We start from the raw sequence: 17,100 nt of genomic DNA, 5'->3' as shown, positions 1-17,100 counted from the left end.
GCTTTTTTTATTTTATCTGACTTGTACCTCGTCCACGTTATTGAGCAGTAGCTGGTTGGTTAGCACTTGATGACGGCTGTGACGGCTGCTGTTCAACAGATGAGGATGGTGTAGGAACTGGTGCCGAGCTGACAGGTGTTTCACTGCTGCTGACTGGCGGAACAGTTGCCGATTCTGACACGCTTGACTCGGATTCAACACTGCTAAATGAGCTAGATGTCTGACTAAAGTAGTTGTTGTTATAATATGAACTCTGAACAGAATAGCTAGGCTGCGTAGGAACTGATGTAGCTCCCTTAACATAAAGTTCATTTCCGATTCTAAGAACATCATCTGGCATTACCCAGTCTTCGTTTGATACATTTTCTGAAGCGTAACTCATCATTTCACGATAAACATCTTGTGCAATATATTCTGATTGACTAGTGATCGGTTTCATCCGATCATCATAACCCGCCCAAATAGACAATGAATAGTTGGGGGTAAATCCTGTAAACATCACATCAGGAGAGATTGATCCATAATGAGGAATCTTAGCTAACTCATCATCGGTATAGTTGGAAGTTCCCGTTTTACCAGCTTGAAACAAATTAGGTATCTGGGCTTTGAAACCTGTACCTTTTGTAATAACATCTTTTAAGATGTCGGTAACCATATAGGCGGTGTAGGGTTCCATTGCTTTTTTACCTTTATTTTCAAAGGTTTGCTCTGAACCGTCTTGATATTTGATTTTATTGATATAAAGTGGTTCGTTATAGGTTCCCCCGTTAGCAAATGCTGCATAAGCAATCGCCATTTTTTCAGTAGAAATCCCATATTTTGTTCCATCTTGAGTTTCCGTATTGCTTGAAATGGCATTCGCCTGTTGAATATCCTTATATTGAATATTCAATTTTTTCAAAAATTTTGATACATTCTCAGATCCTACTTCATTAAATAATTTCACGGCAGGTACATTCCGTGAATCATATAAAGCTTGGCGAAGTGAAATGTTTCCCTGATAACTGTTATCCCAATTCTTAACTTCTGTTTTTGTTCCTTTATAATTATAAGGTTGGTCATCGATTCGATCACCCGTAGATTTTTGTAGATATTCAAAGGCTGGACCATAATCAGTGATTGGTTTAACAGTTGAACCAAAGTCGCGATTTGTGTTAACAGCTCGGTTCATTCCTAAGTAAACGTCATCAGCAATATTGCGTCCGCCTATTTGAGCGGTAACTTCACCAGTTTTACTGTCAACTAATGTAGCGGCGATTTGCAGTTCTTCATCAGGGTATTGGACGTACTCATCACCGTTTACGATTGAATAAAGTCGATTTTGGGCATCCGTATCAAGATTGGTGTAAATGTCCAAGCCATCGGTATACACATTTTTGCCGGTTTTATCTTCAACTTGAGCGATAACTTCTTTTACATAGTTATCAGCGACTTTTCTTTCTTGATTGTCCGTTTCTAAAGGTAATAAACCTTGATCAATTGGTTCTTGTGTAGCTTTATCATACTCGTCTTGAGTAATTTTTTTATTGTTTAACATCGTGTAAAGTACAGTATCGCGACGATCTTTTGCAGCTTCAGGATGTTTATAGGGATCATAGGAATTAGGTGCTTGCGGCATTCCAGCCAATAATGCTGTTTGCGAGATAGACAGATGCTGCAATTCTTTACCATAATAAGTTTCGGCAGCTGTTTCCATGCCATAAAGACCATTCGCCATATATACCTTATTGATATAATAAGTCAAAATTTCTTGCTTTGAATGCTTTTTCTCAAGTTGAATCGCCAACCAAGCTTCTTGAGCCTTTCGTCTTAATGTTTGATCAGAAGCTTTTGTTGAGAAAAAAGAAAGCTTGACGAGCTGTTGTGTCAAGGTGCTACCGCCTTGCAGACCGCCTTTATTCGTAATGTTATGGACTAACGACCCCATAATTCGAACAGGGTCTACGCCATTGTGTTTAAAGAAGCGTCGGTCTTCGACAGAGACGATCGCGTCATCCAATTCTTGCGGAATTTTAGTGGTGCTGACTTTTTCGCGCTTTTCGGCTCCTAAATCTTCAAAGATATTTCCATCCTTGTCATAAAGTTTAGATGATACGGTTGCGTCCAGTTTCTTTTCACTTAGCGTTGGCGCGTCTTTTACATAGAAGAAAAAGATGCCAATGCCGGTGATTAATATTGCGCAGAGTAGCCCTACGATGGCGATCGCGATTTTTAACCCAATATGGCGACTTTTCTTATTCTTTGATGCCGGTTTCTTTCCTTGTGCAGTTCGCATATTCTTTTGCGAACGTGAGGGATTAGCCATTTGATTAACTCCTTTTTTCAAGATATTGTTCCACCGCTGCCAAGTAAGGTATTCTCGGCGCAATTTGCGGTGTGATCTCGATACCAACTGTTTCAATTAATATAAGCGGTATTGATTTTTTGCCATTTTCTTGTCCGTTCCAATAGTTTATCAGTTCTTCAGCAGAAAGAAAAAAGCAACGATTCAAGCTTGAAAACCATAGTAAAACAAAACATATCGCATCTTGTTTCAAGCATTGCTGCATGTGAGTGATTTGATGCTGATGAAAATTCTTCAATGGGAAAGAAGTTTTGTTCTTTGTTTCCTTTGCTTCAAAATCTAAATAGTATCCCCGATAAACGCCATTGTAGTCAGTAGTAGAAGCTTGTCTAAAATAAGCTTCCTTAATTACTGCCGCACTTCGTTTTGGATAATCGACCTTAACAATTTGAAGTGGAGTTGGCTTTTTATGGACAACTGCCTTATCATGAGTTAAGTAGTATTCATTGCTTTGATTGATTGCTTCTTCAAAGCGCATACCGCGATTAGCAAACGTCGTTTCTTTTTTTAATGAACGTTCTTGTGGATTATTTTGTGAAAACAATTGACCATTAGGGTAGTGGAAGGTCATTTTCATCACACTCCTGCTAGCTATTATAGCAAATTTTTTCGAAAGATATTTTATTTTTAAGTGAAAGTAAGGAAAATGCAATGAATGAAACAATACAACGATTATACGTAACAGGATATCAAAGCTATGAGTTAGGAATCTTCAATGAGAATGATCCTCGCGTACAAGTAATTAAGAATGTTTTAAAAAAAGAGCTGCTAGCTTTAATCGAAAACGGGTTGGAGTGGGTCCTAATCAGTGGAAGTCTCGGAACAGAGATTTGGACTGGTCAAATAGTCAATGAACTAAAACAGGATTACCCAGAGATTAAGTTAGCAATTATTTTCCCTTTTGAAGGATTCGGAAATAACTGGAAAGAACACAATCAATTATTTTTAAGCGAACTGGTTCAAACAGCTGATTTTGTGGACTCTGTCAGTCATCATCCTTATCAAAATCCTCGACAATTTAAAAATCACGTAAATTTTTTGCTGCAGCATACAGATGCAACGTTACTCGTTTATGATACTGAGTATCCTGGTAAAAGCAAATTTTTCGTAACGGATGTTGAAAAATATCAAGAAGTAAATTCTTATGAATTGCTTACGATCACCATGGATGATTTAGAAAATTCCTCAGACTTTGGGGATAGTGTTTGATTTCCTTTGGTATATCAGCTAGAATATATAGGAAAGTAAATTAAGATTAGAGCTAATGAGGTGGAAAAATGGCGAATGTAATCTATACTCCGAATGATATCTTGGAGCAAGAATTTAAAACAAAAATGCGTGGCTACGATCCAATTGAAGTCGATGAATTTTTGGACAATGTAATTAAAGATTATGAAGCTTATAACAAAGAATTATTAACGTTGAGAGAAGAAAATGATCGGTTGAAGGCAAAAGTTGAACAACTATCAAAAGCTCAGCCAGCACCTTCACGTGTGAAGGAAGCGGCACCTAAGAGTTCAGCTGTTACAAACTTTGATATCTTGAAACGTTTATCAAATCTTGAAAGAGAAGTATTTGGCAAAAAGCTTGACCAACAGGCATCAAATACAGCATCTTCTTCAGATTTTGGTCAAAACTATACTCAAGAAGAGAGCGATATCGAAAAAACTCGTCAATTTTAAATTTGAATGATGCAATTTTTGGGTGATCGCGGTTTGCATTACGCAGGCTGAGGAAAGTCCATGCTCGCACAGACTGAGATGTCTGTAGTGTTCGTGCTTAGCGAAACCATAAGCTAAGGTACTTCTTTTGAAGTAACGGCAGAAAAAAGGGCTAAGGAGTAATCTATGCCTGAGTATTCTTGAAAGTGCCACAGTGACGAAGCATTTTGGGAAATCAAAATGGTGGAACGCGGTAAACCCCTCGAGCGAGCAACCCAAACGATGGTAGGGGCGCTTTTTCTAAGGAAATGAACGATGAAAGAGACGGCATTTATGTCGGAGATAGATGATTACCACGACGGTCACACTTCCCTGAGTTGATCGCCGTACAAAACATGGCTTACAGAAAATTGCAGCAATTCAGGGTGTGCCTTCCAACTTTGTGTTGTGAAGGTTTTTTTGCCAGTTTTTCTTCCTGTTTTGGCAGGTTAGAAAAATGAATACCTTAAAGTGAGTTAGCTATCAGTTCTGTTTTTCCAGTGTTTACATAATGGAAGTGTCTTGCAAAATCAAATAGAGACATTTTCGCAGGAAACAGAATGATAAAGAATTTACGTAGATAAGTAAACGATATTATAGATAAAGGGAGCTATTATGGAAAAACAATATAATTTGATTGCCACAGCCGCCGCCGGTATTGAGGCTTTAGTAGGCAAGGAACTGAGAGATTTAGGAATCGAGTGTCAGGTCGAAAATGGTCGTGCGCGATTTAAAGGCAATCTAGAAACGATTGCTACTGCAAACTTATGGTTGCGCACAGCCGATCGCGTCAAAATTATCGTGGATGAATTTGATGCATTTACCTTTGATGAACTGTTTGAAAAGGTTAAAGCAATCCCTTGGGAAGATTTTTTACCGTTGGACGCAGAGTTCCCAGTTGCAGGACGATCAATCAAATCTAAGCTATATAGCGTTCCAGATTGCCAGTCTATCACTAAAAAAGCCATTGTTGAACGTTTACGCGAAGTTTATCATCGTCCGGCTCGTGTACCATTGCCTGAGACGGGTGCATTATTTCAATTAGAAGTGGCCCTATTAAAAGACCATGTTGTCTTAACTTTGGATACAACAGGACCGAGTCTATTTAAGCGAGGCTATCGTCTTGAAAAAGGGGGAGCTCCTCTAAAAGAAAATATGGCAGCCGCGTTAGTGATGTTAACTAATTGGCGAAAAGATCGTCCATTTTATGATCCCGTTTGCGGATCTGGTACTTTGTGTATTGAAGCGGCATTGATTGGACATAACATCGCTCCTGGATTCAATCGTGAATTTGCTTGTGAAGCATGGGAATGGTTTGATACCGCTGTTTTTGACAAAGTTCGTGTAGCAGCAGATGAAGCAGCGGATTATGAGATTGAATTGGATATCGCTGGTTCGGATATCAATGGCCGAATGATCGAAATTGCTCGTGCAAATGCTGAAGAAATTGGTTTAGGCGACTCCATCCAATTCAAACAACGAGCAGTCAAGGATTTTAAAACGGATAAGGACTATGGTGTAATCGTAGCGAATCCACCTTATGGGGAACGCTTAGGGGAGGAAGAACAAGTTCGGATATTGTATCGGGAGATGGGAGATGTTTTCCGGCCACTAAAAACATGGAGCAAATATATACTGACTAGTGATTTAACTTTTGAAGAGTTTTATGGCGCTAAAGCGACTAAGAAAAGAAAATTGTATAATGGAGCAATACGAACAGATTTATTCCAATATTGGGGCGAACGTCCACCAAGAAAGCCTAAAGCTGATGCAGAACAATAAGATAGAAGCAATTCGCAATTATGCAAAGGAAAAGTTAGGGGATGATCGCAGCGGACATGACTTTTATCATGTAGAACGAGTTGCCAAAATCGCTGCTAATTTAGCTCGACAAGAAGGAGTCTTTGACATATTAGTCATAAAAACGGCTAGTTATCTTCACGATGTTATTGATGACAAAGTCGTTGGAAATGTTGAAGCGGAAATGGAAGATCTTAAAAAGTTTTTAAAAGAACTCGGATTTTCTGTAAAGGCTATAAGTGAAATAGTCTATATTATTGAAAATATTTCTTTTTCTAAAGAACTAGAGGAAGGGAAAGCCGAACTAACATTAGCCGGAAGGATTGTTCAGGACGCCGACCGTATCGACGCCTTAGGTGCAATTGGAATTTTGCGAACGGCCTATTATGGTGGACATACACAAAGTCCTTTGTATGATCCCAATCTTTTACCGCAAGAATTTAAAAGCAAAAAGGAATATCGGCAAAAAAGCTCTGTCATCAATCATTTTTATGAGAAGCTGTTTAAACTTCCAGCTACAATGAATACTGAAGCAGGAAGATTAGAAGCAAAAAAACGCGTTGATTTTATGGAAGAATTTTTAGACACTTTCTATGAGGAATGGAATTTATCATAATTTTGAAGCAAAAATGGTGAGACAAAAGTAAAAAAATCCTTGAGACAAGACATATTATTTCCAGTGAACTTACTTTTCTCCTATAATGATTTATGGTTAGGAGGAACTCTGAATGCTGCATCGTGAATTCTTGAGTCCCGAAGAAGTTTTAGAAAAAATGCCAAGATTGTCTGAAGGATTATTTGCTATTCGTTGTAAACTTGCAAATAAAACGTATCAGGTGATTTTATATAAATATCAAGAGGATTATTTCTTAGTGGAGAATCCCGCATTGATCAGCGTTTTGCTTGAAAAAGACCGAAGCTTTTTTGGAACGCCTGAACAACTTTTGAATGAAATCGAAATGTCGTTTGAGGATAATAATTATCAACCTGCATCGAAAGAATGGGTCAATTTAGACTTGAATACCTTGAAATTATTAAATAATGTAGAAATCAAATTTTTTGATTTGGAAGAATAACAGGGAATCCTGTTATTCTTTTTTTCTAAATCGACGAAAAAGGTAATAAACATTGATCACGGTTAGAACAGCTCCAAGTATGAAAGGAACAATCAAACGTCCTTGACTGTATCCAAAGTTTTTTTGGAAACTTTCCGCTGAAGTAATCGAAATAACTGTTTGACTATAGTTATAGACTTGATAACTGAAAGTTGTTAAAAAAACTGCGATCAATGTCAAAACAAACCGTCGATAGTCGCTGTTTTTCACTCGTTTTGCAAAATAAAAAATCATATAGGCGACCATCAAAGCTGCGGGAACGCCAAAGGCGAAAAGTGGATTAAGCATGTTGTATTTACCTCCTTAAAGTAGTCACTAGAAATCCAGATTTAGTTTTATTCTACCACAACACTTAAAAATCCTTTGCTGATTCGAATAATCAGTAAGGGTTTCTATTGAATGAGGGCATTTTATGAACAGTTACATCTTTCCAATCAAAGCCGCAGTGATCACTTTTCCATTCTTGGCAATGGTTATTACTGCACCGTTTCTAATCTATTATTACCGTAAATATGGACAGTTAGGCAAACTAAGAAGCGTGATTTTATACTCGTTTGTTTTCTATTTGTTGTGCGCGTATTATTTAGTGATTCTACCATTACCAAGTATTAGCACTGTTACACAAATGACTGGCCCGCGTTATGAGCTTCAGTTATTTCAATCATGGCACAATTTTATAAAACAAACCGTTTTGCAGTTGGATACCACTAGCACTTATTTGCCTGCGATGAAGCAAAGCGTCTTTCTTGAACCTGTCTTTAATATTTTTTTGCTTTTTCCATTTGGTGTTTACTGCCGCTATTATTTTAAGTTCCCGTTTTGGAAAACAATACTAGCTAGTTTTTGTCTGTCCTTATTTTTCGAACTGACACAATTGAGCGGATTATACTTTATCTATCCACGTCCATATCGATTATTTGATGTTAATGATTTGTTGCATAATACGCTGGGAGGAACATTGGGATTCTCTTGCGCACCTCTGTTCACATTCTTTTTACCTACAAGAAACGAGTTGGATTCAGAATCCTTAGTAAAAGGCCAGCGTGTGTCATTGTTGAGACGTTTTGTAGCTTTAGGAATCGATTGGTTTATCATCGGTTTATTTAGTCCATTGATCAATTATGCCTCGAATGTATTACCGTCCCAATTAGGCGATCTGTTAAATTCTACAACTGTTGTATTTGTTTTTGAGGTGATCATTTATTTTATGATTATTACTTATTTGTTGAATGGACAGACAATTGGAAAAAAGATCGTTCGAATTCAAATTGTTGAAAAAGAACGAAAACATATTCGCTTTAGTCGTTTAGTCATTCGTTACTCTGCATTTTATTTTCTATTTTTTGGTCTATTGCAGATTTTTCAATACACAATGACCCATTTGAATATACCTAAACACACAATATTTATTGCATACGCGACATTATGAATGTTAAGTTTAGGAATTTTACTTTTATTTCTATTCAACTTATTGTATGCTCTCATAAGAAGAAAAACCCGCCTATTCCATGATAAAGCGAGTCACACGTATACGATTAGTACGTTAAAGAAAGAGGTATAACATGCGAACTTTTGAATCATTCAATTTCCAGCCGTTTATTCTTGAAGCTATTAAGGATAAAGGTTTTACTGAACCAACGACGGTTCAAGAAAAATTAATTCCTTTAATTAAAAAGGGAAAGAACGTCGTAGGACAATCACAAACTGGGTCAGGGAAGACACATACATTTTTACTTCCATTAATGAACAACATTGATGCAGCAAAAGATGACGTACAAATCGTCATCACCGCTCCAAGCCGCGAATTAGCGACTCAGATCTATCAAGCCGCAATTCAAATTGCGCAATTTTCACCGCTTGAAATTCGAGTAACCAATTTTGTTGGCGGAACAGACAAACAACGTCAATTAGATAAATTGACGAATCATCAACCACATGTTGTCATAGGTACGCCAGGGCGAATCTTAGACATGATGAATGAACAAGCTCTGAAAATCCATACAGCAGAATATTTTGTTGTAGATGAAGCAGATATGACTCTCGATATGGGTTTCTTAAATGAAGTCGATCAAATCGCTAGTCGTCTGCCAAAACATTTACAAATGTTAGTCTTTTCCGCGACAATTCCTAAAAAATTACGTCCTTTCTTATTGAAATATATGGAAAATCCAGTCATCGAAGAAATCAAATCAAAAGCAGTGATTTCTGACACGATCGAGAATTGGTTGATTTCGACAAAAGGGCAGGATAAAAATCGCTTGATCTACCAATTATTAACTATTGGACATCCCTATTTAGCGATTGTTTTTGCTAATACGAAGCAGCATGTAGATGAAATCAGCAACTATTTGAAATCACAGGGGTTGAAAGTTGCAAAGATCCATGGCGATATTTCTCCTCGGGAGCGGAAGCGTGTAATGCGTCAAGTTCAAAATTTGGAATATCAGTATGTGGTAGCCACAGATTTAGCCGCACGTGGGATCGATATCGAAGGTGTTTCCCACGTCATTAATGCGGAGATTCCTCAAGATTTAGATTTCTTTATTCATCGAGTCGGCAGAACAGGACGAAATGGGTTATCTGGAACTGCGATAACTTTATATGGCCCAAGTGATGAGAATGATGTTAGCTTGATTGAAAACACCGGGGTAACTTTTCAACCAAAGGAAATAAAAAACGGAGAAATTGTAGCCACTTATGATCGTAATCGTCGTAAAAAACGTGAGAAATCAAAAGACGAACTTGATCCGTCATTGATAGGTCTAGTGAAGAAATCTAAGAAAAAAATTAAACCAGGCTATAAGAAAAAAATCGATCGGGCAATTTCTGAATCGAACAAACAAAAACGTCGTCAAGCACGTCGCCAAGAAGAACGAGGCGCGCGTAAAAATAAAAAACGCTCGAACTCATAATAAATAAAAGGAACTTTTTCCATCTACTCGGTGGATAAAAGTTCTTTTTTCATTTTGATACAAGGTATCCCATCCTCTTCATAAACACTGGAGGTGACGTGGTAGGCTCGTTTCTCGTAGAAAAATTGAGCAGTAAGTTCCGCTGATAGGATTGAAAAACGACACCCTTCTTCAAATGCTCGTTTTTCGATTCGATCTAACAGTTTTGTTCCAAGTCCCTGACCACGATACTCGGAATGCACACATAAACGATCCGGATTCAGCGTGAACGAGTCCAATTTTTGATAACGCACGGTGGCGATGGGGTGCTGATCATCAAAGAAGACGAGATACTGCCGATCAGGCGTATCCAATTTATCAAATTCCAGTTCTGGTTCAATATTTTGTTCTAAAACAAAAATTTGATAGCGCAAATAAAAAGCTGCAGCTTGCAGTTCGGGTGATGCTCCAAAGTATTCATTCATCTTTTTCCTCATTTCTTTCTGTTAATGGTATAATTCTAGCATATGAGTGTTGGAGGAGGCAGAAAGATTTATGAACTTATTAGATCAATTGGACTGGTCCTATTGGAAACGACTGAATCCTAAGGAGAAGCGGACCATGTTGAGTCAGCTATTACTTCATTTTGTAAATCCGTTAATGAAAATTTCAGATATTGAACTGAAGGATTTTGATCTATACGGTATTAAGTGTCAAACATTTCAATTATTGATTGACGAAGAGGAATTTGTCTTTATCCCTGGAAATAAAGATGCGATTTTAGGCTGGAATTTAGGGACAAAGGGCCTATCTTTATTAGAAACAGCACCGAACTCTCAAGAAATTACGATTCCGCATGAATTGCGTGGACAATACAACTTTTTTGATGTTGATTCTTTAGGAGAATTGATCAATGATAAAACTACCAGCTTGCGAAAAGTCAAAATCCCACCAATGTTTGTTCAACGTCACGCGTTACCGGCAGGGACTAATTATTTGGGAGTCTATGATTCTGTGACAGGAAGTTTTTCAGGAGAGGCGGACCAATTTTCAACGTATGAAGAAGAAATCAAAAAAGTGCTGTCGCCTAATTTAACACCCGAAGAAAGTATGACATGGTCTTTTCCTAAAAATGTGTTGAAAGAAGACCGATGGTATATTGAAATGATTCCTCATTCTGATAGCTACTACGTATTTAGTCATGAACAGCACACATATACAAGTTTGCGAAAAAAGATTCGAAAGAAGAATTTCGATTTACTAACCGAAGATCAATGGGAATATGTCAATGGAGCCGGAAGTCGCCGTCTATTTCGATGGGGGAACGACCTGAATGTCACAGACCCATATCGCGGAAAAAATGTGCGTAAAATGATGGAACAGGCGAATATGTTTGGATTATTTTTTGATACATCAATGGAACGATTTGAAATCACTGAAGATCCTGGTGTATTGAAACTGACGAATACGAAAAATAATGTGGGGATACCAATCGTTGATTTTCTTCCATTATCTAGTTACTTCAGTAACAACACTACGATGACTCATGAAGAAATTTTATCACCCAGTGAGTATTTATATCGCAAAGCGATTTTAATAAAGATCTAGTTTGACTTTTGACAAACTTTTTTTTATACTCTTAAAAGGATATGGTTTGTTCCTTACGCTTCCACAGAAAGTGCACGATTGCTGAGAGTTGCATGTAGTGAAGAATAAATTGCTCCCAACATATTTTGATTGAAAAATCAACGCTGCTCAGCGTTAACGAGCTGAAGAGGTAATGATCAAACTATCATTGCAATCAAGGTGGTACCGCGAGTTTTCGTCCTTGACTGCAGTGGTAGTTTTTATTTTTTGAGAAAAGAGGAGAAAAAATGAAAAAATTATCAAGCGCTGAAGTGCGTCAAATGTTTTTAGATTTTTTTAGAACCAAAGAGCACATGATTGAACCAAGTGCGTCTTTAGTACCAGTTAATGACCCAACCTTGTTATGGATAAATTCCGGAGTTGCAACCATGAAAAAATACTTTGATGGGAGTGTTGTACCGGAAAATCCCCGGATCGCAAACGCGCAAAAATCAATCCGGACGAATGATATTGAAAATGTCGGAAAGACAGCTCGTCATCATACGATGTTTGAAATGCTAGGGAATTTTTCTATCGGTGATTACTTCAAAGTAGAAGCGATCGAATGGGCATGGGAATTTCTGACCTCACCAGAATGGATAGGTTTTGATCCGGACAAATTGTACGTTACCGTTTATCCAGAAGATAAAGAAGCGAAACGTATTTGGCTAGAAGAAGTCGGTATTCCAGCTGATCATGTGGTTGAAATTGAAGATAACTTTTGGGATCTGGGCGCTGGTCCAAGTGGTCCTGATTCAGAGATCTTCTACGACCGCGGAGAAGATTTTAACGATCTAGCCGAAGATGATCCCGAAAATTACCCTGGCGGAGAAAATGAGCGCTACTTAGAAATCTGGAACTTAGTCTTTTCAGAATTTAACCATACACCACAAGGAACATATGAACCATTGCCGCATCAAAATATTGATACGGGTATGGGCTTAGAACGGATGGTTTCAATCATTCAAGATGCTCCTACTAATTTTGAAACAGATTTATTCTTGCCGATCATCGGGAAAGTTGAGGAATTGAGCGGGAAGAAGTACGGGACGGATAAACAATTGGATATTTCATTCAAAGTTATTTCTGACCATATTCGTTCGCTAGCTTTTGCGATCGGTGATGGCGCACTTCCGTCAAATGAAGGTCGTGGATACGTTTTACGTCGGTTATTACGCCGTGCTGTTATGCATGGTAAGAAATTAGGAATTGATGAAGCTTTCCTATACAAACTTGTTCCAGTCGTTGGTGCGATCATGGTTAGCTATTATCCAGAAGTGAAACAGCAAGAAGCATTCATTGAAAAGGTTGTTCGTACTGAGGAAGAACGTTTCCACGAAACAATCAATGATGGATTGACAATGCTGAATAATGTATTAGCTGATTTAAAAGTAAAAAACGAAACAACTTTGGATGGAAAAGTGATCTTCAAACTTTACGATACGTTCGGTTTCCCAGTCGAACTGACAGAAGAAGTAGCTGAAGATGAAGGATTGAAAGTCGACCATGAAGGTTTCGAAGTTGAGATGCAAGCTCAGAAAGAACGAGCTCGTGCAGCTCGTACGACAGAAAAATCAATGGGTGTTCAGACAGCTTTATTAGGGGATATCAAAGTTGACAGTACATTTGTCGGTTACGATCGTTTAGAAATTGAAAGTAAATTATTAGTTATTTTACAAGACAATGATTTAGTTTCTACTGTAAACGAAGGGGAAGCACAGTTAATTTTTGCTGAGACACCTTTCTATGCTGAAATGGGTGGACAAATTGCTGATAAAGGTATGATCGTTGACCAAGATGGCAAGATTATTGCCAACGTAATCGATGTACAAAAAGCGCCGAATGGACAAGCACTACACACGGTGAAAGTTCTTACTTCATTGGACGAAGGTGGAAACTATTACTTACAGGTAAATGCGGCCTTCCGTAATAAAGTCATCAAAAATCACACGGCGACTCATGTGTTGCACAAAGCCTTAAAAGAGGTTCTAGGAGATCATGCGAACCAAGCAGGCTCACTAGTTACAGATGCACATTTGCGTTTTGACTTCACACATTTTGGTCAAGTTACAGCAGATGAATTGAAAGAAATGGAAAAAATCGTCAACCAAAAAATTTGGGAAGCTATTCCAGTTATAACGGTCGAAACCGATATTGATACGGCTAAAAACATGGGTGCAATGGCTTTGTTTGGCGAAAAATACGGACACGACGTTCGCGTAGTAAACATCGGTGATTGGTCAATCGAGTTATGCGGAGGAACTCATGTCGTTAATACTGAAGATATTGGGCTGTTCAAGATCGTTTCTGAATCAGGAATTGGTGCCGGTGTTCGTCGGATCGAAGCATTGACAGGCAAAGAAGCTTACGAGGCATTCCGCGAGGAAGAAGAACAATTGATGCAAGTAGCTCAAATCGTGAAATCTCCGCAAATCAAAGAAGTAGTAAGCAAGACAGAACAGCTGCAACAACAATTGCGTGAATTGCAAAAGGAAAATGAACAGTTAGCGACAAAACTAGCCAATCAACAAGCTGGCGATGTTTTCAAAGATGTGAAAGAAATCAATGGCACGACAGTAATCACAGCACAGGTTAATGTAAAAGACATGAATCAGCTACGTCAATTGGCAGACCAATGGAAGCAAAAAGCCTTGTCTGACGTTTTAGTTCTTGGGACAGTCCAAGGTGAAAAAGTGAATCTGTTAGCGGCAATGAGCCCAGCAGCAAATGAAAAAGGCTTAAAGGCTGGTGATTTGATCAAAGCAATTGCGCCAAAAGTTGGCGGCGGTGGTGGTGGCCGTCCCGATATGGCACAAGCTGGCGGGAAGAACCCGGCTGGTTTATCTGCGGCATTAGCAGAGGTATCTAACTGGTTAGCTTAATTTTTAGAAATAGGAGAGTAGCGTCCTTGCGATGCTGCTCTTTTTTATGAGAAAAAGAGACTTTCAACAGCGTGTTTCTTTTATTACTACAGCTATTTCGGTATAATTCAAATGAGAGACTTTATTTTTTGAAAAGAGGGGACCACTTGGGAATTATTGAACAAATTATTTTTTATATTTACGTAATCAACGCCATTGGTGCGGTCATTACTGTTTTTCGTAAACCGCGAAATATTACAACGATTTGGGCCTGGCTATTGACCTTGATCTTTTTACCAGTGATTGGGTTTTTGATCTATGCCTTTTGCGGTCGGGGAATTGATGGTGAAACGATGTATCGTTTTGAACAAGAGGACGAAAAACGTGTTAGAGAGATCAATGAAATCATTCAAGAGGACAATCGACATGTTGATCATAATGAGCCGGATCAATTATATCCTGCAGCGAAATCATTGGTGAAATATTTCCAGAACTTGGATGAATCACCACTAGCTGTTCGAAATGAATTGGAGTTCTTTTTGGATGGTACAGCAAAATTTGAACGCTTGTTTGAAGACTTGCGGGAAGCACAAAGCACGATTCATGTAGAATACTATGCGTTCTTTAATGATCGGATTGGCAATCGTTTTATGCGGATCTTAGAGGAGAAAGCGGCTCAAGGCGTCGAAGTACGGATGATTTATGATCCTTGGGGTTCCCCAAAAACAAATAAAGCTTTTTTCGAAACGTTGATCAAAAACGGTGGAAAAGTGACACCGTTTATTACTTCGAAAAATATTTTAGCGAAAACACGATTGAATTACCACTTGCACCGTAAGATCGTGGTAATTGATGGTCAAATCAGTTGGACCGGCGGATTCAATGTTGGTGACCAATACCTTGGCGAATCGAAACGTTTTGGCAGATGGCGTGATACTCACGGAAGAATTGAAGGAACAGCTAGTTTTACATTGCAGGAAATTTTTATTCGTGACTGGAATGCTTCTGTAGCAGCTAAATCTGACCGGATGAGTTATTTGCCGGAGTATTTTGTTATGCCGCAAAAAGAAATTAAAAAAGGCGTACCAATGCAGATCGTTGCTGACGGACCAGACTCTAGCGAACAGATCATTAAGGATGGCTTTGTCCGTCTGATCTTGGCTGCAGAAAAAAGTGTTTGGATTCAAAGTCCATATCTTGTACCAGATGAAACAATGATTTCTGCTATTTTGATCGCTGTTCGTTCTGGAATCGACGTGCGGATCATGATCCCGAACATGCCGGATCACCCATTTATCTATCGAGCAACCCAATATTACGCGAATTATCTGCATCAACGCGGTGTAAAGATTTATCATTACGCTGATGGTTTTATTCATTCGAAAACGATCGTCGTGGATGATGAATTAGCTACTTTTGGTTCAACTAATCAAGATATTCGCAGTTATGAACTAAATTTTGAAGTCAGCAGTTTTATCTATGATCCTGAGGTCGCGCAATTGTTCCGTAAAATTTTTGAAGAAGATATGAAAGAGTGTATTGAATTAACCGATGAAATGATTGCGAATCAATCACACTGGTTGAATTTCAAACAACGTTTTTCTCGTTTGTTATCACCTGTACTATAGTTTCTTTCGCAAACCTTGGCGGGCAAGATTGTCCGCCCCTTTATTTTTTGCTTCAGGAATCCACTGGAGAACTAATAACGGAAATTGCGGCGCTAATTCATTAAACTCTGATAAATATGGCTGGAAGAGCTTGTTTTTTGTCTGTCCTTGGTCTAAAATTTTTATTGCAGTTTTACTATCTGAATAGAGTAGAATCGTTTGACCATTTAACTCATGAGTGATCAAATAATGCAGTGCATAAAGAATCACAGCTAATTCAGCTTGATGATTGTCCTTCTCAGTCAAAGAGATTGAGAGTTGTTTTTGTTTTTCAGAAATAATTAGGATGCCTCCGCCGCTTTTTTCGGTATTGGTGGCAGCATCTGTATAAACTTTTAACATAATGACCATCCTTTTTTTAGAGTAGGAGTATACGAATGAAGAAAAAATACTATTTTTGGCAACCAGAGCTGTCAATCAGCATCATTTATTGGTCTTTGACCTTTATTATTCTCTTTTACGGATTGATTTTGACTTTGGAAAAAACGCATCCATATTTAAAAGGAAATATTTTTATTGGAATCTTTATCTTGTTTACTGTGGTGGGTCTTCATCGTTATCTATTTTTAGAAGAATCAGGAATAAGAATTCGTTATGCTAGGCTTTGGAGACGCGAGACAATCCTTCGAGAGCATATCGATTATTTAGCTCTTTGTAAGGACGGGATCATCATTCAGCGCAAAGGACTAAGTGGTGCTAAATTCCACCTTGCCATGAGAAAAAAGAAAAAGGAAGCCTTTGTCAAAGATTTCGCATCTTTCTACCCTGAAATACCAATCAAAAAAACAAACGAAAAGATCAGTCAGGACTGATCTTTTCGTTTATTTCTTTTTCACATGAGCCGCTTGCATACCGCGAGCGCCTTCTACAATCACAAATTCAACTTCGTCACCAGAATCCAATGTTTTGAATCCCTCTTCTTCAATAGCGGTAAAGTGAACAAAAACCTCTTGATTTTCATCATAGTCAATAAAACCATAACCTTTTTTTTCATCAAACCATTTAACAATGCCACTATTCATCACGCAACACCCCTTTGCAATTGCTGTTTTTATTATACGTGATGGAAACAAAAATTGCGAATCAATGAGATTGC

Annotated in this window: 16 protein-coding genes, 1 other RNA gene and 1 pseudogene; 12 read left to right on the top strand and 6 right to left on the bottom strand. The window is 38.2% G+C overall.

The annotated features are described in order from the left end of the window. Positions 1-37 precede the first annotated feature (37 nt). Both IGI38_RS05955 and recU read right to left on the bottom strand, forming a co-directional pair. Entirely contained in the window at positions 38-2,305 is a 2,268-nt protein-coding gene (locus IGI38_RS05955) for a PBP1A family penicillin-binding protein (RefSeq protein WP_438727835.1), read from the bottom strand. Between the two features lie 4 nt (positions 2,306-2,309). Further along, complete coding sequence (recU, locus tag IGI38_RS05950; protein ID WP_438730331.1) at positions 2,310-2,915, bottom strand: Holliday junction resolvase RecU; 606 nt, start codon at positions 2,913-2,915, stop codon at positions 2,310-2,312. Positions 2,916-2,995: 80 nt separating this feature from the next. On the opposite strand from recU, the gene IGI38_RS05945 reads away from it, so the two are divergent. The 6 genes from IGI38_RS05945 to IGI38_RS05920 all read left to right on the top strand — a co-directional run bounded on the left by IGI38_RS05945 (position 2,996) and on the right by IGI38_RS05920 (position 6,920). Beyond that, on the top strand, positions 2,996-3,553 hold the full coding sequence (locus IGI38_RS05945) for a DUF1273 domain-containing protein (protein ID WP_438727833.1): 558 nt from the start codon (positions 2,996-2,998) through the stop codon (positions 3,551-3,553). A 68-nt stretch (positions 3,554-3,621) separates the two neighbouring features. Next, positions 3,622-4,026 (top strand): cell division regulator GpsB, encoded by a 405-nt coding sequence (gene gpsB / locus IGI38_RS05940; protein WP_438727831.1) that lies wholly within the window; start codon positions 3,622-3,624, stop codon positions 4,024-4,026. A gap of 14 nt (positions 4,027-4,040) precedes the next feature. Next, positions 4,041-4,413: RNase P RNA component class B (gene rnpB, locus IGI38_RS05935), an RNA gene on the top strand. Between the two features lie 246 nt (positions 4,414-4,659). Continuing rightward, a complete protein-coding gene (locus tag IGI38_RS05930; protein ID WP_438727829.1) occupies positions 4,660-5,826 on the top strand; it encodes a THUMP domain-containing class I SAM-dependent RNA methyltransferase in 1,167 nt (388 codons plus the stop codon). Further along, a complete protein-coding gene (locus IGI38_RS05925; RefSeq protein WP_438727827.1) occupies positions 5,813-6,460 on the top strand; it encodes an HD domain-containing protein in 648 nt (215 codons plus the stop codon). The genes IGI38_RS05930 and IGI38_RS05925 overlap by 14 nt, the downstream gene beginning before the upstream one ends. Positions 6,461-6,572: 112 nt before the next feature. Then, entirely contained in the window at positions 6,573-6,920 is a 348-nt protein-coding gene (locus IGI38_RS05920; RefSeq protein WP_438727825.1) for a hypothetical protein, read from the top strand. Positions 6,921-6,932: 12 nt separating this feature from the next. On the opposite strand, the gene IGI38_RS05915 is transcribed toward IGI38_RS05920, so the two are convergent. Further along, the gene (locus IGI38_RS05915) at positions 6,933-7,247 is read right to left on the bottom strand and encodes a hypothetical protein (protein ID WP_438727823.1); all 315 of its coding nucleotides are present in this window, start codon (positions 7,245-7,247) and stop codon (positions 6,933-6,935) included. Between the two features lie 124 nt (positions 7,248-7,371). Between IGI38_RS05915 and IGI38_RS05910 the strand changes: the two are divergent. Next, positions 7,372-8,520 (top strand): annotated as a pseudogene (locus IGI38_RS05910) (VanZ family protein). Position 8,521: 1 nt separating this feature from the next. Beyond that, positions 8,522-9,871: a DEAD/DEAH box helicase gene (locus IGI38_RS05905; RefSeq protein WP_438727821.1), complete on the top strand. Its 1,350-nt coding sequence runs from the start codon at positions 8,522-8,524 to the stop codon at positions 9,869-9,871. Positions 9,872-9,894: 23 nt separating this feature from the next. Here the strand turns inward: IGI38_RS05905 and IGI38_RS05900 are convergent, their stop codons facing one another. Then, positions 9,895-10,335, bottom strand: coding sequence for a GNAT family N-acetyltransferase (locus IGI38_RS05900; protein ID WP_438727819.1), 441 nt, complete (start codon positions 10,333-10,335; stop codon positions 9,895-9,897). A gap of 70 nt (positions 10,336-10,405) precedes the next feature. On the opposite strand from IGI38_RS05900, the gene IGI38_RS05895 reads away from it, so the two are divergent. From IGI38_RS05895 to cls, 3 genes are all read left to right on the top strand, one after another. Continuing rightward, positions 10,406-11,458 (top strand): DUF7278 family profilin-like fold-containing protein, encoded by a 1,053-nt coding sequence (locus tag IGI38_RS05895; protein WP_438727817.1) that lies wholly within the window; start codon positions 10,406-10,408, stop codon positions 11,456-11,458. Between the two features lie 266 nt (positions 11,459-11,724). Further along, positions 11,725-14,358, top strand: a complete 2,634-nt coding sequence (gene alaS, locus IGI38_RS05890) for an alanine--tRNA ligase (RefSeq protein WP_438727815.1) — start codon at positions 11,725-11,727, stop codon at positions 14,356-14,358. 146 nt (positions 14,359-14,504) lie between these two features. Further along, positions 14,505-15,965: a cardiolipin synthase gene (gene cls / locus IGI38_RS05885; RefSeq protein ID WP_438727813.1), complete on the top strand. Its 1,461-nt coding sequence runs from the start codon at positions 14,505-14,507 to the stop codon at positions 15,963-15,965. On the opposite strand, the gene IGI38_RS05880 is transcribed toward cls, so the two are convergent. Beyond that, positions 15,960-16,346 carry a ribonuclease HI family protein gene (locus IGI38_RS05880; protein WP_438727811.1) on the bottom strand — a complete coding sequence of 129 codons (387 nt, stop codon included), beginning with the start codon at positions 16,344-16,346 and terminating at the stop codon, positions 15,960-15,962. The two genes, cls and IGI38_RS05880, sit on opposite strands and share 6 nt — an antisense overlap. 35 nt (positions 16,347-16,381) lie before the next feature. Between IGI38_RS05880 and IGI38_RS05875 the strand changes: the two genes are divergently transcribed. Continuing rightward, on the top strand, positions 16,382-16,816 hold the full coding sequence (locus IGI38_RS05875; protein ID WP_438727809.1) for an EbsA family protein: 435 nt from the start codon (positions 16,382-16,384) through the stop codon (positions 16,814-16,816). A gap of 9 nt (positions 16,817-16,825) precedes the next feature. On the opposite strand, the gene IGI38_RS05870 is transcribed toward IGI38_RS05875, so the two are convergent. Beyond that, positions 16,826-17,026, bottom strand: a complete 201-nt coding sequence (locus IGI38_RS05870) for a cold-shock protein (RefSeq protein ID WP_438727807.1) — start codon at positions 17,024-17,026, stop codon at positions 16,826-16,828. Between the last annotated feature and the right edge of the window lie 74 nt (positions 17,027-17,100).

The sequence above is a fragment of the Enterococcus sp. AZ128 genome (assembly GCF_051714485.1).
Classification (GTDB): Bacteria; Bacillota; Bacilli; order Lactobacillales; family Enterococcaceae; genus Enterococcus_A.
The sequence above is the reverse complement of the archived record's forward strand: the minus strand, read 5'-3'. Positions and strand labels throughout refer to the sequence as shown.